Annotated in this window: 23 protein-coding genes and 3 riboswitches; of the genes, 12 read left to right on the top strand and 11 right to left on the bottom strand. The window is 43.9% G+C overall.

The features are described from left to right. Positions 1 to 2 precede the first annotated feature (2 nt). A complete protein-coding gene (mtnK, locus tag HNQ84_RS01270; protein ID WP_435620867.1) occupies positions 3 to 1,172 on the bottom strand; it encodes an S-methyl-5-thioribose kinase in 1,170 nt (389 codons plus the stop codon). Between the two features lie 69 nt (positions 1,173 to 1,241). Beyond that, a riboswitch (SAM riboswitch) is annotated at positions 1,242 to 1,341 on the bottom strand. A gap of 87 nt (positions 1,342 to 1,428) precedes the next feature. Then, positions 1,429 to 2,223: a carbon-nitrogen family hydrolase gene (locus HNQ84_RS01265; RefSeq protein ID WP_435620866.1), complete on the bottom strand. Its 795-nt coding sequence runs from the start codon at positions 2,221 to 2,223 to the stop codon at positions 1,429 to 1,431. Positions 2,224 to 2,321: 98 nt separating this feature from the next. Here HNQ84_RS01265 and HNQ84_RS01260 point away from each other — a divergent pair, with 98 nt between their 5' ends. The 5 genes from HNQ84_RS01260 (at position 2,322) to HNQ84_RS01240 (ending at position 6,784) form a co-directional block, all read left to right on the top strand. After that, on the top strand, positions 2,322 to 3,494 hold the full coding sequence (locus HNQ84_RS01260; protein WP_435620865.1) for a pyridoxal phosphate-dependent aminotransferase: 1,173 nt from the start codon (positions 2,322 to 2,324) through the stop codon (positions 3,492 to 3,494). An 89-nt stretch (positions 3,495 to 3,583) separates the two neighbouring features. Then, positions 3,584 to 3,693, top strand: a riboswitch (SAM riboswitch). Between the two features lie 59 nt (positions 3,694 to 3,752). Beyond that, entirely contained in the window at positions 3,753 to 4,976 is a 1,224-nt protein-coding gene (mtnW, locus tag HNQ84_RS01255; RefSeq protein WP_435620864.1) for a 2,3-diketo-5-methylthiopentyl-1-phosphate enolase, read from the top strand. Further along, a complete protein-coding gene (locus HNQ84_RS01250) occupies positions 4,973 to 5,629 on the top strand; it encodes a 2-hydroxy-3-keto-5-methylthiopentenyl-1-phosphate phosphatase (protein ID WP_435620863.1) in 657 nt (218 codons plus the stop codon). The genes mtnW and HNQ84_RS01250 overlap by 4 nt, the downstream gene beginning before the upstream one ends. Further along, complete coding sequence (locus HNQ84_RS01245; RefSeq protein ID WP_435620862.1) at positions 5,626 to 6,234, top strand: methylthioribulose 1-phosphate dehydratase; 609 nt, start codon at positions 5,626 to 5,628, stop codon at positions 6,232 to 6,234. The genes HNQ84_RS01250 and HNQ84_RS01245 overlap by 4 nt, the downstream gene beginning before the upstream one ends. 13 nt (positions 6,235 to 6,247) lie before the next feature. Continuing rightward, a complete protein-coding gene (locus tag HNQ84_RS01240) occupies positions 6,248 to 6,784 on the top strand; it encodes a 1,2-dihydroxy-3-keto-5-methylthiopentene dioxygenase (protein WP_435620861.1) in 537 nt (178 codons plus the stop codon). Between the two features lie 8 nt (positions 6,785 to 6,792). On the opposite strand, the gene HNQ84_RS01235 is transcribed toward HNQ84_RS01240, so the two are convergent. From HNQ84_RS01235 to HNQ84_RS01225, 3 genes are read right to left on the bottom strand one after another with little or no spacing between them, the layout of a single operon-like run. Next, a complete protein-coding gene (locus HNQ84_RS01235) occupies positions 6,793 to 7,644 on the bottom strand; it encodes a DMT family transporter (protein ID WP_435620860.1) in 852 nt (283 codons plus the stop codon). A gap of 12 nt (positions 7,645 to 7,656) precedes the next feature. Beyond that, positions 7,657 to 8,391: a ZIP family metal transporter gene (locus HNQ84_RS01230; protein ID WP_435620859.1), complete on the bottom strand. Its 735-nt coding sequence runs from the start codon at positions 8,389 to 8,391 to the stop codon at positions 7,657 to 7,659. An 11-nt stretch (positions 8,392 to 8,402) separates the two neighbouring features. Continuing rightward, entirely contained in the window at positions 8,403 to 9,818 is a 1,416-nt protein-coding gene (locus tag HNQ84_RS01225; protein ID WP_435620858.1) for an ATP-binding protein, read from the bottom strand. 216 nt (positions 9,819 to 10,034) lie between these two features. On the opposite strand from HNQ84_RS01225, the gene HNQ84_RS01220 reads away from it, so the two are divergent. Both HNQ84_RS01220 and HNQ84_RS01215 read left to right on the top strand, forming a co-directional pair. Then, positions 10,035 to 10,628 carry a matrixin family metalloprotease gene (locus HNQ84_RS01220; protein ID WP_435620857.1) on the top strand — a complete coding sequence of 198 codons (594 nt, stop codon included), beginning with the start codon at positions 10,035 to 10,037 and terminating at the stop codon, positions 10,626 to 10,628. An 18-nt stretch (positions 10,629 to 10,646) separates the two neighbouring features. Next, entirely contained in the window at positions 10,647 to 11,237 is a 591-nt protein-coding gene (locus HNQ84_RS01215; protein WP_435620856.1) for a hypothetical protein, read from the top strand. 44 nt (positions 11,238 to 11,281) lie between these two features. Here the strand turns inward: HNQ84_RS01215 and HNQ84_RS01210 are convergent, their stop codons facing one another. Continuing rightward, the gene (locus HNQ84_RS01210; RefSeq protein ID WP_435620855.1) at positions 11,282 to 12,703 is read right to left on the bottom strand and encodes an amino acid permease; all 1,422 of its coding nucleotides are present in this window, start codon (positions 12,701 to 12,703) and stop codon (positions 11,282 to 11,284) included. 135 nt (positions 12,704 to 12,838) lie between these two features. Continuing rightward, a riboswitch (Lysine riboswitch) is annotated at positions 12,839 to 13,017 on the bottom strand. Between the two features lie 162 nt (positions 13,018 to 13,179). On the opposite strand from HNQ84_RS01210, the gene HNQ84_RS01205 reads away from it, so the two are divergent. Genes HNQ84_RS01205 through HNQ84_RS01195 form a run of 3 tightly spaced genes read left to right on the top strand, consistent with a single transcriptional unit; the run spans position 13,180 to position 15,579 of the window. Beyond that, positions 13,180 to 13,896: an ABC transporter ATP-binding protein gene (locus HNQ84_RS01205; RefSeq protein ID WP_435620854.1), complete on the top strand. Its 717-nt coding sequence runs from the start codon at positions 13,180 to 13,182 to the stop codon at positions 13,894 to 13,896. Next, positions 13,893 to 14,924, top strand: coding sequence for an ABC transporter permease (locus tag HNQ84_RS01200; RefSeq protein WP_435620853.1), 1,032 nt, complete (start codon positions 13,893 to 13,895; stop codon positions 14,922 to 14,924). Before HNQ84_RS01205 ends, HNQ84_RS01200 begins: the two co-directional genes overlap by 4 nt. Positions 14,925 to 14,931: 7 nt before the next feature. Then, entirely contained in the window at positions 14,932 to 15,579 is a 648-nt protein-coding gene (locus HNQ84_RS01195; protein WP_435620852.1) for a TetR/AcrR family transcriptional regulator, read from the top strand. 12 nt (positions 15,580 to 15,591) lie between these two features. Here the strand turns inward: HNQ84_RS01195 and HNQ84_RS01190 are convergent, their stop codons facing one another. From HNQ84_RS01190 to HNQ84_RS01170, 5 genes are all read right to left on the bottom strand, one after another. Continuing rightward, on the bottom strand, positions 15,592 to 17,679 hold the full coding sequence (locus HNQ84_RS01190; RefSeq protein ID WP_183240143.1) for an ATP-dependent Clp protease ATP-binding subunit: 2,088 nt from the start codon (positions 17,677 to 17,679) through the stop codon (positions 15,592 to 15,594). Positions 17,680 to 17,809: 130 nt separating this feature from the next. Then, positions 17,810 to 18,664 (bottom strand): methyl-accepting chemotaxis protein, encoded by an 855-nt coding sequence (locus tag HNQ84_RS01185; RefSeq protein ID WP_435620851.1) that lies wholly within the window; start codon positions 18,662 to 18,664, stop codon positions 17,810 to 17,812. A gap of 36 nt (positions 18,665 to 18,700) precedes the next feature. Then, positions 18,701 to 20,107 carry a sensor histidine kinase gene (locus HNQ84_RS01180; RefSeq protein ID WP_435621017.1) on the bottom strand — a complete coding sequence of 469 codons (1,407 nt, stop codon included), beginning with the start codon at positions 20,105 to 20,107 and terminating at the stop codon, positions 18,701 to 18,703. Then, positions 20,094 to 20,765: a response regulator transcription factor gene (locus tag HNQ84_RS01175; protein WP_435620850.1), complete on the bottom strand. Its 672-nt coding sequence runs from the start codon at positions 20,763 to 20,765 to the stop codon at positions 20,094 to 20,096. Before HNQ84_RS01175 ends, HNQ84_RS01180 begins: the two co-directional genes overlap by 14 nt. 2 nt (positions 20,766 to 20,767) lie before the next feature. Then, positions 20,768 to 21,742, bottom strand: a complete 975-nt coding sequence (locus tag HNQ84_RS01170; RefSeq protein WP_435620849.1) for a YncE family protein — start codon at positions 21,740 to 21,742, stop codon at positions 20,768 to 20,770. A gap of 92 nt (positions 21,743 to 21,834) precedes the next feature. Here HNQ84_RS01170 and HNQ84_RS01165 point away from each other — a divergent pair, with 92 nt between their 5' ends. Beyond that, positions 21,835 to 22,209, top strand: a complete 375-nt coding sequence (locus HNQ84_RS01165; RefSeq protein WP_183240133.1) for a FixH family protein — start codon at positions 21,835 to 21,837, stop codon at positions 22,207 to 22,209. A gap of 74 nt (positions 22,210 to 22,283) precedes the next feature. Beyond that, positions 22,284 to 23,279: a YkvI family membrane protein gene (locus HNQ84_RS01160; RefSeq protein WP_435620848.1), complete on the top strand. Its 996-nt coding sequence runs from the start codon at positions 22,284 to 22,286 to the stop codon at positions 23,277 to 23,279.

Here is a 23,279-nt window from a genome sequence, read left to right as displayed (position 1 = left end):
TCCTAGCTGTTCACATGCACCGTTTGTTGTACAAGATGTTTCAAGTCTGTAATCGTTAATTTGTTTCGCTGCACGATGAGCTCACGACCGAGACGAAGGGCATGACGTTTTGCGTGAAGTCTGCGCTCAAGCGGCAATTCATCAAGGTCCGCCACATGCGCCAACCCGATCGTCCGGCGAATGACTTCACAACCGGCAAAGCCGATCGCCTCAACGAGCGCATCGCCTATGATGTCATCGAGCACGCCACATGTGCGCGCATACGGTTCGTTGCTTTCGCGCCAAAGCTCAGCAAACGTGCGGGTAAAGACGTCCCATGTGTTTTCAATATGAGCAAAAAGCGGTTCGCGGTCACGTTCATGACGAGAGAGGGCGTTTAACAATAAATTGGCGAAAAATTGCCCTAAATCAAAGCCGATCGGACCGTAAAACGCAAACTCCGGGTCGATCACTTTCGTTTCCTCATCGCTTGCGAAAATGCTTCCCGTATGTAAATCGCCATGAAGCAACACATCCGCTTTCGTTAAAAAAAGCCGTTTTAATTTCGCTGTTTCGCGCTGAAGCACATCATCTTGCCAAAGCTGTTCGACATCGGCGCGAAGTTCTGCTTCAAAGTTGTTCGTGTCGTGGTCAAAAAACGGGTCAGTAAAGACGAGATCTTCCGTAATTTTACATAGTTCGGGATTTGTAAATTGTTGTACGAGCTTCTTTTTTTGTTGTTGATTCATGCCAAAATCCGACGTGTAAAACGCCGTTTTGGCGACAAATTCGCCGATATGTTCCGATAAACGCGGGAACGTTTTTCCTTCAATCAGTCCGCGGCGTGCAATGTGTAAATGCGACAAATCTTCCATCACTGTAATTGCTAATGTCTCATCGGAATAGTACACTTTCGGAACATAGTGAGGAACGTAGCTCGCGAACGTGCGCAACGCTTGGCTTTCGATCGTTGCCCGTTTTAATGTAAGCGGCCAGCTTTCGCCAACGACTTTTGCATACGGCAACGCTTGTTTGATGATGATGCTGTCGTTTGTTCGTTCGTTGACGATGCGAAAGACGAGATTTAAGTTCCCGTCGCCAATTTCTTGACTTGAAAGAAGCGCATCTTCTCCAAATAGCCCTAAACGAACAGCAAGGGCAATCGCTTTTTGTTCTGTCAATGGTTCGTACATATACATGCCTCCTCTCAAAATAAAAAACCTCTTTCGCTGAACGAAAGAGGTTTGAAGTTTGCTTCGCACCTCTTATCTCTCAGCCTACTGCTGCAAGAATTAGCACCGTGCGTCATCGCCGGTTGCCGGGCTTCATCGGGCTCGTCCCTCCACCTGCTCTTGATAAGAGTGTTTATCGTTATTTAAATGTTTTGAACAGTGAAAAAGTTTCGTGAATTCGCTTGATTCGAATCATACATCGCTTTATGCTTGTTTGTCAATCTTTTTTTTCAAAAATTTTATACACATCTGGGCGACGGTCGGCAAAAATCGGGATGCGCGCACGCACGTCTTGCACGTCGTTTATGTCGATATTCGCCACAATAATCCCTTCTTGTTCATCTCCTTCGGCAAGAATGTTTCCCCACGGATCAATGATCAGCGAATGTCCAGCAAACTCGTTGTTCGGGTCTTTTCCCGCGCGATTGCAAGCGACGACGTAACATTGATTTTCAATTGCCCGCGCCGTTAATAGCGTACGCCAATGATGAAGACGAGAAAGTGGCCATTCGGCGACGACAAACAATACTTCTGCGCCATGTAGCGCATGCGCGCGAATCCATTCTGGAAAACGAATGTCGTAACAAACGACGCCGGCACACGTCGTTTCATCGAGCGAAAATAGCCCCATCGTTTCTCCAGCTTGCAAATACAAATGCTCATCCATCAATTGGAACAAATGAAGTTTACTATATTCGCCAACGACGTCGCCGTTTCGATTGACGACATACATCGTATTTGTCATTCGTTCGTTCGTTTTTTTCGCGACCGATCCGCCGACGATATGTACATCGTACGTGCGCGCAACGGATGCGAGAAACGCTTTTGTTTCTTCGCCGTTTTCGTCAGCGATGTCTGTTAATCTCGTTAAATCATAGCCTGTCGTCCATAGTTCAGGCAAAACGACGACGTCAACGTCACGAGCGATTTGTTCGATGTATCGCATAACCGTTTGTTTATTTTTTTCGGGTGCTCCAAACGCAATGTCCATTTGTATGCAAGCGATGTTCATATCATTCACCTCTAAAAAATTTTCTTTACATTTTGATTTTTACGATATATGATACTTGACTAGAATTTCAACCTTTTTGTGAAGTAGGTGTGAAAAAAATGAACATATTTCCACAATCGAACGTGTTACAACAACTACCGAAGCAATTTTTTGCGTCGCTTGTGCAAAAAGTGAATGCGGTCATTGCTGAAGGGCACGATGTCATTAATCTCGGACAAGGAAATCCCGATCAGCCGACGCCGGCGCATATTGTGAGCGCGATGCAACAGGCGGTGGCAAAGCCGATGTATCATAAATATTCACCATTTCGCGGCTATTCGTTTGTAAAAGAGGCGGTCGCTACGTTTTACGAGCGCGAATACGGGGTGACGATTGACCCAGAAAAAGAAGTCGCCATTTTATTTGGCGGAAAAGCTGGGCTTGTCGAAATGCCGCTTTGTTTATTAAACCCGGGAGACGTGGTGCTCGTTCCCGATCCCGGTTATCCGGACTATTGGTCGGGAGTCGTGCTTGCGCGGGCGCGCATGGAAATGATGCCGCTACGGGCGGAAAACAGTTTTTTGCCAAACTACGATGAGCTACCGAAAGACGTCGTTCGCGAGGCAAAATTAATGTTTTTAAACTATCCGAACAATCCGACAGGCGCGACAGCAACGGAATCGTTTTTTCAAGAAACGGTTTCATTTGCGGAAAAACATCATATCGCTGTCGTGCACGATTTCGCATACGGAGCGATTGGCTTTGATGGGAAAAAGCCGGTCAGCTTTTTACAAGTCGAAGGGGCAAAAGACGTCGGCATTGAAATTTATACGTTTTCGAAAACGTACAATATGGCAGGGTGGCGCATCGGCTTTGCGGTCGGCAACGAAAGCATGATTGAAGCGATCAACGTGCTCCAAGACCATTTGTACGTCAGCATGTTCGGTGCTATTCAAGAAGCGGCAGCAGTTGCGCTACTCGAGTCGCAACAATGCGTCGCTGAGCTTGTCGCCACGTATGAAGCAAGACGAAATACGTTTGTTCACGCTTTACGTGACATCGGTTGGAACGTCCAAGCGCCATCAGGTTCGTTTTTCGCTTGGCTTCCGGTGCCAAACGGCTATACGTCTGAGACGTTTGCCGATCTGTTGCTTAAACAAGCGCACGTGGCGGTCGCTCCGGGGATCGGGTTTGGTGAACATGGGGAAGGGTATGTGCGCACAGGGCTATTGACAAGCGAAGAAAGATTAAAAGAAGCGGCTTGGCGCATCGGGCAACTGCAACTTTTTTAAAAAATGATTGACAAATGCAACATGTGCTGTCATAATCCGAAGTAAATTTATGAAAAACGAACTGTTCAAAAAATTAAATACATTACAAATTCTTATCAAGAGTAGGCGGAGGGACGAGCCCGATGAAGCCCGGCAACCGACTTAAACAGCTGTTTAAGCACGGTGCTAATTCTCGCAGCAATACGCTGAGAGATAAGAAGAGACGAACAATTAGCCTCTTCTTATGAAGAGGTTTTTTATTTGTAAAGGGGTGGACATATGATTACCGCAACATATTTGATTCATGACGACAAAGATTTAGCGAAAAAAGCAGAAGGTATCGCGCTTGGACTGACCATCGGGTCGTGGACTGATTTACCGCAACTGGAACAAGAACAGTTAAAAAAACATAAAGGCATCGTTCAGTCGATTGAAGAGCTAGAGGAAGACGAGCGTGTCAATACGTTTTTTGGAAAAAGACTAAAACGCGCGCTTGTGCGCATTTCGTATCCGAGCGTCAATTTTAGTGCCGATTTGCCTGCCATTTTGACAACGACATTTGGCAAATTGTCGCTTGACGGAACGATTAAACTGATTGACTTAACGTTTTCCGACGAACTGAAGCGCGCATTCCCTGGTCCGCGCTTTGGCATTGACGGCATTCGCGAAAAACTTGGCGTCTTTCACCGTCCGCTTGTCATGAGCATTTTTAAAGCGGTCATCGGGCGCGATTTACGATACGTCACTGAACAATTGAAGCTACAAGCGCTCGGCGGCGTTGATCTTGTGAAAGACGATGAAATTTTATTTGACAACGACCTCACACCGTTTGACAAGCGCATCGTGGCAGGAAAACAGGCGCTTCAGGAAGTGTACGAACAAACAGGGCATCGGACGTTATATGCGGTGAACTTAACCGGAAAAACGTTTCAGTTAAAAGAAAAAGCGAAGAAAGCAGCGGAGCTTGGCGCGGACGTATTATTGTTTAACGTGTTTACATATGGGCTTGATGTGTTGCAAGCGCTTCGTGAAGATGATGACATTCGTTTGCCGATTATGGCGCATCCGTCATTTAGCGGAGCGATCGCCTCATCGCGCGTATATGGCGTAAGCTACGCTTTGCTTCTTGGAAAACTGTTGCGCATGGCAGGGGCGGACTTTTCGCTCTTTCCATCACCGTACGGAAGCGTCGCGCTTGAAAAAGAACAGACGCTTGCGATCGCTAATGAATTAACGAAAGAAGAACCATTTTTGCGCGCGTTTCCTGTCCCATCTGCCGGCATTCATCCGGGGCTTGTGCCGCTTCTTGTGCGCGACTTTGGCATCGACTCCATCATTAACGCAGGCGGTGGCGTGCACGGGCATCCGAGCGGAGCGGTTGGCGGTGGGCAAGCGTTTCGTGCCGCAGTAGAAGCGGTGCTCGCTGGGCGTTCGCTTCATGACGCAGCAAAAGAAAACGAAGCGTTGCAACAAGCGCTTGACTTATGGGGGAGCGCATCATGAGGCCGATCATTTTTTGCGACTTTGACGGAACGATTACGTTAAACGATAACATTATTGCGCTTATGAAACAGTTTGCTCCGCCGGAGTGGGAAGCGATCAAAGACGATATACTTGCGCAAAGATGTTCCGTACAACAAGGGGTCGGTCGGATGTTTTCGTTGTTGCCGACGACGCTGAAAGAAGACATCGTGCAATTTTTACTTGACACCGCGCGCATTCGCGACGGATTTTCCGACTTTGTTGCATTTACGAACGAACGACAAATCCCGCTTTATATTGTGAGCGGCGGCATTGACTTTTTCGTGTATCCACTTCTTCACGGACTCGTTGAAAAAGAGCGCATTTTTTGTAACAGCGCCGATTTTAGCGGGGAAACGATCCGCATTACGTGGCCGTATGCGTGCGATGAACATTGTCAAAACGGATGTGGCTGCTGCAAGCCGTCGCTTCTTCGAAAACTTGCGCCAAAAGGGGCAAAAACGATCGTCATTGGCGACTCCATTACCGACTTGGCAGCGGCCAAACTAGCCGATCACGTCATGGCGCGCGACTTTTTACTTGAAAAATGCCGTGAGCTCCACTTGCCGCATACGCCGTTTACGACGTTTTATGATGTCATTGACGTGTTAAAAGAAAGCGAGGTGGTCGCGTGAGACAACAAAAATGGGCAGAGCTTGCCGAGGTGAAACGAGAGCTGGCGGCGCGCGACTGGTTTATGGCGACGAGTGGCAACTTGTCGATAAAAGTGAGCGATGAGCCGCTTACGTTTCTTGTCACTGCGAGCGGAAAAGATAAACGAAAAGAAACACCGGAAGATTTTTTACTTGTCGGAGCAGACGGACAGCCAGCGGAGGCGACGCACTTGAAACCGTCAGCCGAGACGCTTCTTCACGTTAAAATTTACAATAAAACGAACGCCGGTTGTGTGCTTCATGTTCATACCGTTGACAACAACATTATTTCGGAATGGTACGGCGACGAAGGGGAAGTCGTTTTTACCAATCAAGAAATCATTAAAGCGTTCGGATTATGGGAAGAAGATGCGGCGTTTCGCATTCCGATTATTCCGAATTTCGCCCATATTCCGACGTTAGCAAAAGCGTTCGCCGACCATGTCCATGAAGATCGAGGGGCGGTGCTTATTCGCAACCACGGCGTGACCGTATGGGGAAAAGATGCGTTTGAAGCGAAAAAGTTTTTAGAAGCTTGCGAGTTTTTATGTCAGTACTATGTAAAATTATTACTTTTAAAACGATAAGGGGGAGTATGGTATGGCAGTCATTAAAGTGCGCAACACAGGTGAAGTAATTGAAGGAAAGGAAAACGTGGCAGCGTTTTTAAATAAGCAAGGAGTGTTATATGAACATTGGGATGCAAGGAAACTTCCCGCTCATCTACAAAACAAATTTGTATTAACAGACGAAGAAAAAGCGCACATTTTAGCAACGTTTCAATCCGAAATTGAAGATTTAGCAAAACGAAGAGGCTATCAAGCGTGGGATGTTGTTGCCCTCTGCGAACAAACGCCAAATTTAGAAGAGCTATTGAAAAAATTTGAACAGGTGCATACGCATACGGAAGACGAAGTGCGGGCGATTGTTGCTGGTCATGGCATTTTCGTTATTAAAGGTGATGAACAAACAGGCTACTTTGATGTTGAACTTGAAGCGGGCGATGTCATTTCTGTTCCAGAAGGAAACCCACATTTCTTTACATTAATGGACGACCGCCAAGTTGTTGCCGTTCGGTTGTTTATTGATCCATCTGGTTGGGTAGCACATCCATACGAGGAAAAAGAAGGGGCGTAACACCCCTTCTATTTTTTTGTGAATAAAATGACGCCTGCAATCGTAATGAATGAACCGATCCATTGCGGTGCGGTGAACATTTCGCCAAGTAATATGTACGCAAACAGCGCAGTAAAAAGCGGATTGAAATTTAAAAACATCCCCGCGGTTGTGGCACCGACTTGTTTCACGCCGACGTTCCAAAGAAACATCGCAAGCACCGTCGCTCCGACGCTCGTATATAAAATGGCCAATACAAACGAGATGTTGACATCATGAATTGAAAAAGAAGAAAGAAACGGCAACAATCCGATGACGCCAAAGACGCCGGACCAAAACGTTGCCGCAAGCGGGGAATACGACTTCATAACCGCTTTTGCGCAAGCGGAATAGACGCCCCAAATGATGACTGCGGCAACCATCCATATATCCCCGACGTTGATGTCCGATAGGCGATGAAGTTGTCCATGCGTCATCACGATCAGCACGCCGATCAGGGAGAGAACCATGGCCAGCCATTGTCGAATCGTAAGTTTATCGCGGTAAACGGCGTATGCCACAAGCGCAATCGCGATCGGATTTAATGTCGAAATTAACCCGACATGATCAGCAGATGTATGTTCAAGCGCTTGAAACATAAAAACGTTAAATAAGACGACGCCTGAAAGCCCCATCGCAATAAGCGGTACGATACTTTGTTTTTGTAAACGAACGGATCGTTCTTTTTTCAACACGATTGGAAATAAAAAAAGGACGGCGATCGTCCAACGAATAAACGTTAACGAAAGCGGAGAGGCGTGTGCAACAAGCAGTTTGCTTGCGACAAAGTTGCCTCCCCATAAGGCGCTTGTCAATAAAAGAAGCATATAATATTTCGACATGTTCATCATCCTTTAAAACGTTTCAATTAAAAACACCATGACTAACAGCCCGATAATGAAGGCATACGTTGACGATTTTTCATTTCCATCCCCATGGCTTTCAGGGATTAACTCTTTATAAATAATAAATAGCATCGCCCCAGCAGCAAACGCTAATCCGTACGGAACGAGCGACTGAACGACCGCCGTTAAATAAAAGCCGATGACAGAGGCGACAAGTTCAATGAGCCCCGTCCCTGTTGCCATAAAAAACGCTTTTCCTTTTGATATATGTTGGTTAAATAAAAAAAGCGCAACGAGCAATCCTTCAGGTGCGTTTTGAAAGCCGATCGCTAGCGCAATTAAATCACCGATATGGTTTTGTTCCCCAGAGGCGTAGCTGACGCCAACGGATAACCCTTCTGGAATGTTATGAAGCGTAATGGCCGCAAGCACAAGCAACGCTTTTTGATCCATCTTCATGCCGCTTTTTGTATGGGTTAAATCGATATGCGGTACGATGTTTTCAAGAAACGTTAACGTAAATACCCCAACGCATAATCCGATCGCAAGGGAAAAAAATGTGCCAGAAGAAAGAGCCTCTGGAATTAATCCGAGCATCGATGCGGCCATCATAATGCCAGCTGTAAAAGCAAGCAACATATCGCGCCATTTGTGCGTTAATGAGCGCGACAAAAATAAAATCGGAACAGCGCCAGCCCCTGTCGCTAGCGCGGATAACGTACTGCCGACAAGCATGTCAAACATGTTTCCACCTCCTATTTTAAAGGAAGGCGAACGGTAATCGTCGTTCCTTTCTCTTCTATACTATGAATGTCGATTGTCCCTTCGTGCATATCGATGATACGTTTACATATGACGAGCCCAAGCCCTGTTCCCGTTTGTTTCGATGTGACAAACGGTTGAAACAGTTTGTCTTTCACATGCTTTGGCATGCCGCAACCTGTATCAGCGACGTGCAACACCGCCCAATCGTTTTGTTTCGTAAGAGAAATGGTCAGTTGTCCGCCACGTGACATCGCTTCGATTGCGTTTTTTGCTAAATTGAGTATGACTTGTTTTAAATGATCTTTTGAACAGCGAATCGGCAGCGGCACATCGGCACGATGAAACGTATAGACGACGTTATGTAAATGTGCTTGCGACTCGATCATCGGATGAATGCTTTGAACAATGGAGTTGAGATCGCACGTTTCAAGTTTTTGCGCTGTTGGTTTGCCGAGAATTAAAAATTCATTCACGATGTCGTTAATGCGTGTAATTTCGTTTTGAATAACGGAAAAATAAAGCTGTGATTCGTTATCTTTATGTTTTTCACTTAATAATTGAATAAACCCTTTAATGCCAGCGAGCGGATTGCGAATTTCGTGTGCCGTACTCGCAGCGAGCGTGCCGACTAACTCAAGCTTTTGTGCTTCTGTTTCCATGCGCTCGATCATCGTTTGCCGCTTAAGCAGCCAATATTGAATGAATAACCAAATGATATGTATAGCAATAATGAGCGATAAAATATATGGAAGCGAAGCACGGATGTTTTGTTTTAGGCTGACGTGCGGCACATTGGCTTCGATCACCCATGGCGCATGATTTAACTGAACGGTCACCGTTTGTTTCGACGGACGAAGTTGATTTGTTGACATCAGGATAGCACCGTTCTCATCGTATAAGCGAAACGAAGCATCTGGGTAAATAATTTTCATACGATTTTGTATATAATTTGTCCGTAACTTGGCTACTAAAAAGCCAGCTGTTTCATTTGTTTTTTCATATATAATGGGTGTGACGATCGTCGTCGTATGATGGCTGTCGATGACCGTCCGTTTTGTTATTTTTGCTAACTGCATTGCCGCAGTTGTACTTTCCGAAAAAAAGGAGATGCGTTCAAAACGAACGTCTTGTTTTTGCATGTCATGCAAGATGTCATGAATTTCTTCTTCTTTTAACATGGCCATATGTTTGCTTATGATGAGCGCTAACGTTTCCAGTCGAGCTGTCGTTTCCGAAAGAAAGCGATCTAAATCGTTTTTATGTATATTCGCAAACAGACGCGTTTCTTCGACGAGTTGCTGCTGTTGTTGTTCATCTTGCCAAAGCACAATCCATGCGCTCCCTACAAGGCACGGCACAATGACAAGCAAGATGTACAGCCATCGTCTCATTTTCTCTCTCCCCATATATGCTCCCTCAACAAAACAAAATTCAAAAAATATTATAACATAAATACGCGAAAAAGACTGAAAAAAAAAGAGATCCCCGCCAAATATGGACGGAGGTTTTGTTATGCTGAGGAGGATAGAAATATGTTCCAATCAAAAATCGGTTTACATAAAAAAAAAAATGGTATGATCATATAAAAGTTAAAACAACAACACATTGTCAGGGGAGCGGGTTTGGTATGGGTAAAATGTTTACGGGAGGAAAAAGACAGGTTCCTAATTTGGGACGATTTATTTTTTTTATGTATTATCACGTTATATTTCATTTTTAGTAGCAATACGTATGCTTATGAGTTATTTGGTGGGAAATATAGGAACCCAAACTCATTAAAATATTGGATTGATTCGTCGGTTATCCAAGCTGGTTATGAAGCGAGAGCGGCTTATGGTTCAGAAGCGTTTGATAGTTCTTCTCTTATTGGTACGACTAGAACGTACGATGATTCCCAAGCTAACTACAAATGGTGGGCTAGTACGAAGGACATGGGTTCTGTCGTTGCCGATTGCATCAACTATCATGTGAACTGGCTAGGACAAGTGACTGCTTGTTGGGACTGTACATACGATAAGTCGCAGTTGAGAATTTATTTACCGGGTTTTCAAAAGTTATCTTGGGTTCAAACGAGAGAAACGACAGCTCATGAGATAGGTCATGCTTTAGGATTAGATCATGAAGACGATGTTCGTGCTATCATGCTTTCAAAAGGTTTTCTCAATGATGAGTATCCGCAAAATGATGATTGGAACGGAATAAATGCTATCTATTAGCGGAAAGGGAGTAGCTTAATGAAAAAGATTGCTTTTCTTTTATTTTCGATTTTACTTTTATCTGCTTGTAACAATATAGAGTCTCGATCGAGTAATGTACATACAAAACATGTTCATAGTGAGTCAAAAATAATAGATGAGTATGATTATTTAGAAGAAATGGAGAATGATAGTGAAGTGATTTTAATCGGTACGAAGAAAAGAGGAGAGAGTCATTTTGATAAAGATGGCGATATGGTGACGGGTTTTTATACAATCAGTGACGTCGAAATCAAAAAAGTTTTCAAAAATGAGAAAGGATACGAGTTAGATAAAGGGAATGTTATCAAAGTTATCGAAAATGGCGCGTTTGATAAAGAAACAAATACATTGTATGGTTCAGCAGGGTATCAGTTGATGAAGGATAATAAAAGCTATCTTTTGTTTTTAAGAAAAAGTACGACACATGATGAGTATACAATCAAAGGTGTATATTATGGAAAGGTGCCGTTAGCTAGTAATCAAATCGAATACGACGGTCATTTGAACAGTAGTAAGCAAGCAAATAATAAACAAATAGAAAAACTAAACCGAATATTTGAAGAGGCAAGAAAAAAATATAAAGAATAAAGATGGTGAGACTATGAACCCCCGCCAAATGGACGGGGGGTTTGTTATGCTGATTGTTTTTGTTTGTTCGGTTGTTCGCTATGTTGCTTCATAACCATTGGATAGAAAAATAAGCTGCTAGCAAGCAAGGCGACGCCGAGTAAAAAGGTTTTCATATCAGCCGTTCCTGCTTTCACAAGCCAAATGGAATAAACGGTCGCAAGAAGGGCGATGATGCCGTCTGTCATTCGTTGTTGCGTCGTTTCATACGTTTCGCCTGTCCAGACAAGCTTCAATTGGAAGACGGAGGCGATGAAATACGGAACGAGATACGATAATGTTGCAATATAAATGACGAAATCAAATGCCGCTGCCATCGAGTTCGAAATCGTCGAAAAAATAAATAGCTGGGCGATCATATTGGAGACGATTAAAGAAAAACGCGGCATCCCTTTATTGTTTTCTCGTAAAAAGGCGCGAATAAACACCCCTTGCTTAGCCGCTTGGTACGGCACTTCAGCACTTAAAAAAATCCAGCCGAGCGTCGAGCCGATTAAACTAATTAAACCAAGTCCTGCCAAAAGCTGCGCTCCGATTGGACCTAATACAGTACCGATCGCATCAACAAGCGGCTTTTCAGACTGAATAAGCGCCTCTTGTTTTAATAGTCCCATCACAAGTACGCTAATGCCAACATAAATGGCTAAGGCAATGAATAGTCCGACAATCGTTGCGCGTTTCACATCGCTTTGTTTGCGTGCCCGTGAGGCGAAGACGATTGCCGATTCAATGCCGATAAACGCCCAAAGTGTGCTTAATGCGACGTTATTGATTTGCGAAAGAAGCCCGAGCGTATGACCTGCTTCATCGTAACGCGGGGCAACAAACGGTTGGAGATAGCTTTTTTCAAAGGCGAACAATCCGATAACAATGAATAAGAAAAAGCCAAGCACTTTCGTTGCAGTAGCGACAAAGTTTAATTTTCCAGCGTTTTCTGCTCCTTGTAAAATAATGGCGTGCATCACCCATAAAAGCGCGGTGCAAACGACAAACGTGAGCAAATTGCCAAGTTTTAATGTAAATGAACCAGCAGAGAAGACGACATGTCCGCTCGTTAAAATAGGGAAAAACGTTGATAAGTAACTAGCAAACGTCGTAATGATGGCGACGTTTCCAGCGACATTTCCGATCCAATATCCCCAAGATGACATAAATCCAGATAAAATCGACGCATTTGACCCTTTTGGAAACAGTTCTTTTGCGTAAATTTGTGGTCCCCCATTTAATTCAGGTTTACGAATGGCTAAGTTGCCAAAAATAATCGCAATCATGAGCACGCCAGCACCTGTCAACAACCAGCCAAGCAACACGCCAGCCGGGCTTGCCGCTTCCGCAAGCGAACGCGGAAGCATAAAAATGCCCGATCCGACCATATTGCCGACAACGAGCGCTGTCAATACCCAAAAGCCGAGTGTTTGTTGTTTCATGTTATTCATCCTTTCATGTATATAGTGATCGAAGCGGTAGAGCGCTGTTGTCGTTAGAAGCGGGCGTGATAAATAAAAAAGTGCACCCTAAGTTTTCAACGGGTGCACAATATATGACACATCCGCATCAAACTTAAGATCGATAGCTCTCCACCGCATGCGCGATGACAGTCCTGCACCTATTCGGCAACAGGCCCAGCTTATAGCGCCAGAGCACGCTATAAACTTCGGCGACAAATCCTTTCATCTCACTTCATCGACGTCTCTGCGTCTCCATGAAACTACTATTATTTGCCGCGACCTCTATCTCATCTTAGTTGACGAGAAAGATTTCGTATGCAATTGACGTTACTATCGTACAAAAATCTTTTCCTTTCGTCAATGAAAAAATTTTTAGCACATATTTACAAAGTACGCGACAAACACATATAATTAAAGTGAGTAATCACTCATTTTGACGAAGGCGAGGGAAGAGGATGGTCATTCAATTACAGCACGTGTATAAACAGTTTCATCAAAAAGAAGTGATTCATGATGTATCGCTTACTGTAAACGAAGGAGAAATTTTCGGCATGCTCGGCCCATCAGGCGCTGGGAAAACGACGATTGTCAAAATGATCGCAGGCATTGATACGGCGACAAAAGGGGAGATTCACGTGCTTGGTGTGCGTATGCCGAGCTTGCAAACGATGGCGCGCATCGGTTTTATGGCGCAATCAGATGCGTTATACGGGGAGCTCACCGCACTCGAAAACTTAGACTTTTTCGCATCGATTTACGGACTAAAAGGAAAAAAGAAAAAACAACGCATCGACGAAGTGTTGGAGCTTGTGAACTTAACGGACGATAGGAAAAAAGCCATTCATCAATTTTCTGGTGGGATGAAGCGACGGTTATCGCTAGCAGCATCCCTACTCCACGAACCAGAAGTGCTTATTTTAGATGAGCCGACCGTCGGCATCGACCCGCTTCTTCGCCAAGCGATTTGGGAAGAGCTTGAGCGCATTCGTCAAAAAGGCACGACAATCGTTGTGACGACGCACGTGATGGACGAAGCGGAAAAATGTATGCGGCTGGCGATGATTCGCAACGGGCAACTGATTGCGATCGGCAGTCCAGAACAATTAAAAAAACAAACGAATGCGTTGACGCTTGAACAAGCATTTTTACAATTTGGAGGGGTGCAGGCATGAGAATACAAGCGATTGTCGTCCGTATTATTCGACAGTTTTTTCGCGACAAACGAACGCTTGCGTTAATGATTGTCGCACCGATGTTTGTGTTGTTTTTAATGGATTTCGTGTTTAATGGTGAGACGTATGAACCGCACATGGCGATTGATTCAAACGTACCGCAACAGCTTATTGATGCATTAAAAGAAGCGGATGCACACGTAGCGACAATGACAAAAACGAATGCGCTGACTGCACTTGACGAGCAACAAATCGATGCGTTTATTGAAATGGACAAAGCGAGTTTGCGCATGACGCTTGAAGGCAGTGATCCGTCCGTTAGCAAACAGGTGCTTATGACGGTGCAAAAAGCAGCGCAAACGCTTATGCCGCCGATGAAACAAACGTTAGCGATTGATACCGTATATATGTACGGTTCCGAACATATGTCGTTATTTGACAATTTCGGTTCGGTATTAATCGGCTTTTTCATTTTCTTTTTCGTCTTTTTAATTGCTGGGGTATCATTTTTACGTGAACGGACGAGCGGCACGCTCGAGCGATTGCTAGCAACTCCATTAAAACGATGGGAAATCGTCATCGGCTACGTCATCGGTTTTGGGATATTTACAACGATTCAAGCGAGTTTAATTTCTTGGTTTGCCATCCACGTGTTAAATATGATGATGGAAGGCTCGTTCGGTTATGTGCTACTCATTACGTTTTTATTAGCGATGACGGCGCTTACGTTAGGGACGTTATTGTCCGCATTTGCGAACAACGAACTGCAAATGATTCAATTTATTCCGCTCGTTGTCGTTCCGCAAGTGTTTTTCTCCGGGCTGTTTAACTTAGATACGATGGAACCGTGGCTTCGTTCCATTGGGGTTGCGATGCCGTTATATTACGGAGCAGATGCGTTAAGGGAAATTATGATTCGCGGCAAAGGTTGGGAAGCGATTTCGTTCGACGTATACGTTTTAGTTGGCTTTTCGCTTTTATTTATGGTATTAAATGTATTAGCATTAAAGAAATATCGAAAGTTGTGAGGTTGTGATGGACGAACGAAAATGGTTGTTTGATTTGTTGAATGTCGAAGAACAACAGTTAAGCGAAAAACAATTGAACATTTTACAAGCGGCGATTGAGATGTTTGCGGAAAAAGGGTATGCCGCGACATCGACAAGCGAAATTGCCAAGCGGGCAGGTGTCGCTGAAGGGACGATTTTTCGCCATTATAAAACGAAAAAAGATTTGTTGTTAGCGATTGTAAAGCCGACGTTATTTCAATCCGTTGCGCCGTTTTTAGCAAAAAAATTCGTCAAAGATGTGTTTGAAAATGAGTACGAGCATTACGAACAATTTGTGCGCGCTGTTTTTAAAAACAGGTATGAATTTGTGAAAACATATTTGCCTGCGATTCGTGTATTGTGGCAAGAGATGGCGTTTCACAGCGATATTAAAGTGCAGTTTCAAACGATTTTTATCAATCACGTGTACGATAAATTTAAACAAATTGTTGAGCATTTCCAACAAAAAGGGGAACTGGCGTTGTTTCCTCCTGAGACCATTATTCGGTTGACGATCACGACAATTGCCGGTTTTTTATTGACGCGCTTTATCGTCATGCCTGATTATCCGTGGGATGATGAACAAGAAATGGAACGAACGATTCAGTTTTTGATGAATGGACTAAAAGCCTAATCCATGTGCGGATTAGGCTTTTTCAGCTTTTACGACGATGCGATCGTCTTCTACATCGATATGGATCGTGCGTACATGTTGTTCATCAAGCAATACATCAGCAATTTCATCTTCGACATGTTCTTGAATGACGCGGCGGAGTGGACGGGCGCCAAATGTTGGATGATAGCCGAGTTCAGCTAATTTTTCTTTCGCTTTGTCGCTAATCGTCATCGTTACTTGCTGTTCAGCGAGTGTACGTTGCAATTCTTCGAGCATTAAGTCAACAATTTGCAACATGTGTGTTTTTTCAAGCGGTTTAAATTCGATAATCGCATCGAGACGGTTTAAAAATTCCGGTTTAAAGTATAGACCGAGACGTTGGAGCAAGTCGCCTTCGATGTTTGTGCCAGCATTCGATGTCATAATGATGACCGTATCTTTAAAGCTGACAGTACGACCTTGGCTATCTGTTAAACGACCGTCTTCTAAAATTTGTAAGAACATATGTTGTACGTCTGGATGGGCTTTTTCCATTTCATCAAGTAAGATGATGCTGTAAGGGTTGCGGCGCACTTTTTCCGTTAATTGACCGGCTTCTTCATGACCAATGTAGCCAGGAGGCGCACCGATGAGTTTTGCGACCGCATGTTTTTCCATATATTCACTCATGTCTAACCGAATCATTGCGTCTTTCGAACCGAACAATTGTTCAGCAAGCGTTTTGGACAATTCTGTTTTACCGACACCCGTTGGACCAACGAACAAGAACGAACCGATCGGACGGTTTTTCGCTTTTAATCCTGCGCGGCTTCGACGAATCGCTTTTGCGATTTTTTTCACCGCTTCTTCTTGACCGATCACTTTTTTCGCTAAGTTTTCTTCTAAATGTTTCATTTTCGCTTGTTCATCAGCTTGTAATTTGCCAACTGGAATGCCTGTTTTTTCTTCAATGATTTGTTGAATGTGAGTAACATCAACGATAGGTTGTTCTGCTTGTCCGTTTTGTTGTAATTGTTTTTCAAGCTGCAATTCTTCGGTGCGCAATTTCGCCGCGAGTTCGTAGTTTTCTTCTTGCGCGGCTTTTTCTTTTTCTTTTCTTATTTGTTCGAGACGTTGTTCGATTGCTTCCTTGTTTGTCGGCATCGCTTGTAAGCTTACTTTTGAACCAGCTTCGTCTAACAAGTCAATCGCTTTGTCAGGAAGGAAGCGGTCTTGAATGTAGCGATGTGACAACGTGACGCAGGCGTGAATCGCTTCATCTGTATATTTCACTTGGTGGAATTGTTCATATTTTGGCTGAATGCCTTTTAAAATGTCGATGGCTTGTTCGATTGTTGGTTCGTGAACGATGACAGGCTGGAAGCGACGTTCAAGCGCAGCGTCTTTTTCAATTTGGCGATATTCTTTTAACGTTGTTGCACCAATGATTTGTAATTCACCGCGAGCGAGCGTCGGCTTTAAAATGTTGCTTGCATCCATTGAACCTTCGGCTGAACCAGCACCGACAAGTAAATGAATTTCGTCAATGAACAAAATGACGTTTTTCCGCTCTTGCAATTCAGCAATGAGTTGTTTCATTCGCTCTTCAAATTGACCGCGAATGCCTGTATTGGCGACTAACGATGCGACGTCAAGCACGTACACTTCTTTATTTAATAATTTCGTAGGAACAGACCCTTCGACAATTTTGAGCGCTAATCCTTCGACGATCGCTGTTTTCCCGACGCCCGGTTCACCGATTAACACCGGATTGTTTTTATTGCGGCGATTTAAAATTTCGATGACGCGTTCAATTTCTTTATCCCGTCCGATAACAGGATCGATGAGACCTGCTTTCGCAAGTTGTGTTAAGTTGCGACCGAATTGGTCAAGCAATCCGTTTCGTTTCGGTTGTTTTTGCTCTGTTTGTTGCTGGATATGGGAATGTTCTGTAAGTGGTGTGAAAAAGTCGGAGAACCATTGGTCGAAACGATCGAAGTGGAATCCCGCTGGAACTTTTAATTGTTGTTTTTGTTTTTCATAGCACGCATCGCAAAGGTGTAATTGTTGTTTTTCGTTATTGACTTGCACGTGTAAAAAGACGTTTGCTTGTTTTTGTTTACATACTTGGCACATCATAGGCACCAACCTCCTTTTGACTTTGACTATATTTGACCTTTCTGTCTTTATTATAATTTGACCTTTTTTGACTTTCAAGACCTTTTTTAAAAATTTTTTTAGGACGAAAAAAAACTGCCGCAAAGGGCAGTTATAAAAGCTTCGTCAATTTATCTGTAATTTTCACCATATGTTGCTGCACTTGATGAAGTTCGTCAATCGCTTCGGTGCTATTGTTTATTTTTTCAGCGACTTCTTCGAGCATATGAACCATTTCTAACACCGAGCTTGTAATGTGATTGAGCTGTTCAGAAATATCTTCTGCGGATGTTTTGCTTTTTTCTGCCATTTTGCGCACTTCTTCTGCGACGATCGCAAAACCGCGTCCGTGTTCGCCAGCGCGAGCGGCTTCAATGGCAGCATTTAATCCGAGCAAGTTGGATTGCATCGCAATGTCTTTCACAAACGAAATGACCGATTGGATTTGTTCGGTACTTTTGCTTACGCGTTCGGCTTTTTGGCTTAGTAGTTGAAGATGTTCATGAATCAGTTGCGACGTTTGATGAATATCGTTCGTGCTCGCATTCATTTCTTCTAGCAAACTTGCAAACTCTTCATTTAACGTGTTTTGACGGTCAGTAACATCGGTGGCAAGTTTGAAGATTGCTTCTACTTCACCGGTGTCGTTTAACACAGGGGTATACAAGGCTTCAAGCCATACATGTTTCCCATGACGAGTGACGCGTTGTACCGTGCCGTAAAACGGTTGTTTATTTTTTAGACGATTCCAAAACTCTGTATACGCATAGCTGTTAGCGTACTCTGGAAGACAAAATTGACGGTGGGATATGCCGATCACTTGTTGTTCCGTATAGCCCATCGTATGAAGAAACGCGTCGTTTGCCCATAATACCGTTGTATCCGGACGAAATAAAATCATCGCAAACGACCGTTCCATCGATTCAAACAGGTGCACGCAATCAATCGGGAGTGCATGTAATTTCATTTCTTTTCCTCCTTCAAATGTCATACATACATTTTACTATGATTCGTTATATAGTGGCAATTCGACGTATACGGTCGTTCCTTTTCCTTGTTCGCTTTCAAAACGGATGGAGCCACCGTGTAGCTTGACAATTTGTTTGACGATTGCAATGCCGAGCCCTGTACCGCCATGTTCGCGCGAGCGGGAGCGGTCGGTGCGGAAAAAGCGCTCGCCTAATCGGTCCATGTCTTCTTTTGTCATCCCTTGTCCCGAATCTGCGATAACGAGTTCACACATCGGATGTTTGTTTGTCGCACGCAACGAAATCGTGCCGCCAGAAGGAGTGTAGCGCAACGCATTATCAAGTAAATTTTGCAACACTTGTTCGATGCGGTCGGGATCGCCGTCAACGATTAAGTCATGGTCGAGGTCGAACAAAAGGTAGATGTGCTTTTCTTGCATGATCTGTTCGTATTTTTCCATCGTTTCCTCGATTAATTGGGCGATCGAAAAAGGGGTGCGCACAAGCGGATACGTGCCTTCAAGTTGCGCTAAATCGAGCAAATCACGCACGAGACGTTGCATGCGACTTGCTTCGCGGTGAATGAGTTTCATATATTTTTTTTGTTGTGCTTCTTCTTTGACGACGCCATCTAATAGCGCTTCGCTATATCCTTTCACATAGCTTAGCGGCGTGCGCAATTCGTGAGAAACGTTCGCTAAAAATTCTTTTTTTCGTTCATCTTCTTTCGCCAGCGCATGCGCCATTTGATTGAATGCTTTGGCTAATTGGCCAATTTCATCTTCCGTTTTGACATCGACTTGGACAGAAAAGTCGCCTTGCGAGACACGGTAAGCAGCTTGCTGCATATGTTGTAACGGTTTTGTCAAATGCATCGCAATTTTTCGGCCGACAAACACTGTAATGAATAAAAAAAGCATGCCGCCAATCATGACGAACGTTTGAATACGCTCAAGCACATCTTCAATCGATGCGAGCGGAACGTACAAATATAAAATGCCCATCAGGCGATGTTCATCGAGTAGCGGAATAATGACGCCGACGATTTGGCGATCAAACGTTTGTTCATATCCTTTTTTCGTGACCGTTTTCCCTGCAAGCAATTGTTGTCGTTCCGCCTCGCTAATAATGGAATGATGATCGACTTCGAACGGTAAGCACGCGCTTAATTCACGCGGATTGTTTACAAGTACAATTTCCGTGTCAGATATGTCATTGATGACGGAAACGGTGTCGCGAAACGAGTCGGTGAGTGCACCGCCTTTATATTTTACAGCAATGTTCATTCCTTCTTGTAATAAACGTTGTTCGACGTTTGCGATATAAATGTTTTCATATACATAAACGACAACGATATATAAAAGAAACACCGCTAGCACTAAAAAAGCGCTAATCGTTAGCCATAGCTTTTGTTGTAGTGAAAGGGAATTAAATTGTTTCATCAAATTTATATCCCACTCCCCATACCGTTTGGATGAGTTGTCCCGCTTCCCCTAATTTAATGCGCAACGTTTTAATATGTGTATCAACGGTGCGCGTGCTGCCGACGTAATGAATGCCCCAGACGCGATCGAGCAACTGTTCGCGCGTAAATACTTGCCCGCGATGTTTTACAAACAACATAAGAAGTTCAAATTCTTTTAACGTTAACACAATCGGTTTTCCATTCACTGTCACTTTTCGTGCTTTTTCATCAATGCTAATCGGACCTGCTTCATATTGTGGAGGTGCGTCTGTTCCTTTCGTTCGTCGAAGTACAGCATGCACACGTGCGACCACTTCATTAGGGCTAAACGGTTTGACGATGTAGTCGTCCGCACCAATTTTTAGTCCATATACGCGATCCCATTCATCGCTTCTTGCTGTTAAAAAAATGATTGGCACTTGTGACCGTTCGCGTACGTGCATGCAAAAGCGGTAGCCGTCAAGTTTTGGCATCATAATATCAAGCAAAATTAAATCGATATGTCTCCGTCCGAACTCGGCAAGCCCTGCTTCGCCGTCCTCTGCCTCAATGCACGTAAATCCTTCTGGTTCTAAATAAAGGCGAAGCAATTCCCGCATATCTTTTTCATCGTCAACAATTAAAATCGTTGCCATGCTTATTCCTCCTTCGCACCACGGAAAAAGATGTAAAACGGTCCATGTCCGACAGAAACCGTTTTTGTTTGTTTTAACGTTTTTTCATCGACAAAAATAAGTTCATTGCCATCGTAGCTTGCGATGACGAGCTCCTTTTTTGCTTTTACTATGGCGAAAGGATTCGCACCAATATCAAGTGAGCGCATCAAATGTTTCGTTTTCGGATCAAATACATATAGCATGTTCGATCCGTGGCAAAGCACGTATATCGTTTTGTTCGTCTGTACAAATTGAATCGGCATCGTTTCTGCTTTCACACGTGTGAGTAAACGCCCGTCCACAAGTGAATGAACATATGCTTCTTGTTGAATATTCGTCCCGCTTCCATGCCCGCCAACCCATAGTTCATCCGTTTCAGGTACGACTAAGCCACTCACGGCAAAATCGAGCGTATCGACTGTTCGTTTCACTCGTTTTGTCGCTTTGTCAATGAATGAAATGGCGCCCTGTTTAAAATGAATGACGATCCATTGATGATGTTTTTTATCTTCGATGATCGAAAAAGGGGAAGGGGGAGTAGCGATCGTATGTTTCACTTTCCCATCGAACGTCATGATTGACACCGTCCCGTCTTTTTCGTTTACAACGAGCAACTCATGCGTAGTGACAAGCACGTCGGTCACGCCTTTATGTACGTTCCATCGTTTCTTTTCTGTTCCTGTCGATAATGAATAGGCGATCATTTCGTCCATATCTTGTCCGAATAACATCACTGTATCGTTATCAGGAAGTAGGATCGCTTTTGTTACCGGTTTGTTTATTTGCCATGTTGCAATAAGTTTTTTCGTGTTATAATCAATAAATGACAAGCTTTGTTCTTTTATATTGACGACGCTAACGACCGATTTGTCCCGTGGAATCGGAGTGTACGTTTGTGGGGCGCAACTTGTCAACAAAACGACGATCATGAGCAGAAAAAAGAAACGAATTTGCATCGCACGCATCCTCCATCAAGTATGTTTATAACTATTGTATCAAATATTTGTGATTATTTTGTGAAACTATTGTAACATGGAAGGGGATTCAAATGAAAAAATGGTTATTGTTGTTTGCCTTCGCTCTGCTTGTTGTCGCTGGCTGTGCGAACAAAGCGGAAGAAGAAGAGCTGGCATATTTAGACGTCAAAATGGCGATCGAAGAAAAGCTTCCAGTTAATCAAGAAGTCGAACTCGCTTGTTTTGCGACATATGGTGATGAAAAAGTGACCGATGCCTCAGAAGTGAAGTTTGAAGTATGGAAACACGGTGAAGAAGATCGGCAGATGATTGAAGGGAAACACGTCGGTGACGGAAAATATGTCGCGCGATATACGTTTCCAACGAAAGGGACATATTCCGTTGTCGCACATGTGACAGCAAAAAATATGCACAATATGCCAAAAGTGGATGTCGTAGTTGAATAAGAAAAACGGCGGAAAATATTCGCCGTTTTTTTTCATATATATATAGAAAAAATGGACGAGTGGGGGAGAGTATCGTGTGGATGCGGGCGATTCAAATTGCGTTTGTGTATGTCGGAACAGTCGTTGGTGCCGGTTTTGCGACCGGAAAAGAAATTGTGCAATTTTTTACGCAATACGGAGCGATTGGGATGGTGATGATTGCGGTCAGTGGGGGGCTATTCATTTTTTTCGGGACGCGCTTGATGCTTATGGCCAATCGGCTTCATGCGCGTTCATATGAGCAGTTGAATGCGTATTTGTTCGGAAAAGTGAGCGTTGTTGTGAATATATTTATGTTTGTTGTGTTGTTTAGTGTTACATCAGTCATGTTGTCAGGAGCGGGGGCGGTGTTTGAAGAGCAGCTTCATATGCCGGCATATGTTGGACTTTTATTCACCATGGCGGTGACGTTTGTGACGATGTTATTTGGCTTAAATGGCATATTAAGCGTCAATATGGTCGTTGTGCCGCTTATGATTATATTTAGTTTCGCCATATCGTTAATGAATGGAAGCGATCTCGTCTGGACGAAACCGCCGTTTGCTGCGTTTTTTTCTCCGTTTGCGTATGTCGCGTTTAATTTGGCGATGGCACAAGTCGTGCTCGTTCCACTTGCGACAGAAGTGAAAGATGAACGAACGATTCGACTTGGAGGGTGGCTTGGTGGCATATTGCTTATGGGCATTTTATTCAGCAGTCATTTGGCTCTGTCTTTGCTTCCAGACTTGCAATCTTACAGCATTCCGATGGCGGAAGTAGTGAAACGTTCGCTTGCATCATTTTATGGACTATACGTCGTCATCATTTACGGTGAAATTTTCACTTCATTTATCGCCGGTGTGTTCGGACTGCATCGGAAACTAGCGCTTTTTTTTCGGACACCGATCTTTGTCCTCATTGCGCTTTTGATGGCGATGTATGCGTTTAGTTTAGTCGGATATCACTCGCTTCTCACTTTGTTATATCCTTTATTTGGATATATGAGCATCATATTTATTTTCTTGCTTTTCTATCGAAAAATGCCTAGCTAG

The organism is Anoxybacillus eryuanensis (assembly GCF_051200995.1).
Taxonomy (GTDB): domain Bacteria; phylum Bacillota; class Bacilli; order Bacillales; family Anoxybacillaceae; genus Anoxybacillus; species Anoxybacillus tengchongensis.
This window is presented reverse-complemented; position numbering and strand designations above follow the sequence as displayed.

Bases quoted from the DNA above. Each gene is read 5' to 3' on its own strand.
- HNQ84_RS01185 (WP_435620851.1), bottom strand. From the start codon at position 18,664: ATGAAATTACATGCACTCCCGATTGATTGCGTGCACCTGTTTGAATCG.
- HNQ84_RS01260 (WP_435620865.1), top strand. From the start codon at position 2,322: ATGAACATATTTCCACAATCGAACGTGTTACAACAACTACCGAAGCAA.
- HNQ84_RS01240 (WP_435620861.1), top strand. From the start codon at position 6,248: ATGGCAGTCATTAAAGTGCGCAACACAGGTGAAGTAATTGAAGGAAAG.
- HNQ84_RS01200 (WP_435620853.1), top strand. From the start codon at position 13,893: ATGAGAATACAAGCGATTGTCGTCCGTATTATTCGACAGTTTTTTCGC.
- HNQ84_RS01180 (WP_435621017.1), bottom strand. From the start codon at position 20,107: ATGAAACAATTTAATTCCCTTTCACTACAACAAAAGCTATGGCTAACG.
- HNQ84_RS01265 (WP_435620866.1), bottom strand. From the start codon at position 2,223: ATGAACATCGCTTGCATACAAATGGACATTGCGTTTGGAGCACCCGAA.
- HNQ84_RS01170 (WP_435620849.1), bottom strand. From the start codon at position 21,742: ATGCAAATTCGTTTCTTTTTTCTGCTCATGATCGTCGTTTTGTTGACA.
- HNQ84_RS01235 (WP_435620860.1), bottom strand. From the start codon at position 7,644: ATGTCGAAATATTATATGCTTCTTTTATTGACAAGCGCCTTATGGGGA.
- HNQ84_RS01225 (WP_435620858.1), bottom strand. From the start codon at position 9,818: ATGGGGAGAGAGAAAATGAGACGATGGCTGTACATCTTGCTTGTCATT.
- HNQ84_RS01175 (WP_435620850.1), bottom strand. From the start codon at position 20,765: ATGGCAACGATTTTAATTGTTGACGATGAAAAAGATATGCGGGAATTG.
- HNQ84_RS01230 (WP_435620859.1), bottom strand. From the start codon at position 8,391: ATGTTTGACATGCTTGTCGGCAGTACGTTATCCGCGCTAGCGACAGGG.
- HNQ84_RS01205 (WP_435620854.1), top strand. From the start codon at position 13,180: ATGGTCATTCAATTACAGCACGTGTATAAACAGTTTCATCAAAAAGAA.
- HNQ84_RS01190 (WP_183240143.1), bottom strand. From the start codon at position 17,679: ATGATGTGCCAAGTATGTAAACAAAAACAAGCAAACGTCTTTTTACAC.
- HNQ84_RS01250 (WP_435620863.1), top strand. From the start codon at position 4,973: ATGAGGCCGATCATTTTTTGCGACTTTGACGGAACGATTACGTTAAAC.
- HNQ84_RS01210 (WP_435620855.1), bottom strand. From the start codon at position 12,703: ATGAAACAACAAACACTCGGCTTTTGGGTATTGACAGCGCTCGTTGTC.
- mtnK (WP_435620867.1), bottom strand. From the start codon at position 1,172: ATGTACGAACCATTGACAGAACAAAAAGCGATTGCCCTTGCTGTTCGT.
- HNQ84_RS01165 (WP_183240133.1), top strand. From the start codon at position 21,835: ATGAAAAAATGGTTATTGTTGTTTGCCTTCGCTCTGCTTGTTGTCGCT.
- HNQ84_RS01215 (WP_435620856.1), top strand. From the start codon at position 10,647: ATGAAAAAGATTGCTTTTCTTTTATTTTCGATTTTACTTTTATCTGCT.
- mtnW (WP_435620864.1), top strand. From the start codon at position 3,753: ATGATTACCGCAACATATTTGATTCATGACGACAAAGATTTAGCGAAA.
- HNQ84_RS01195 (WP_435620852.1), top strand. From the start codon at position 14,932: ATGGACGAACGAAAATGGTTGTTTGATTTGTTGAATGTCGAAGAACAA.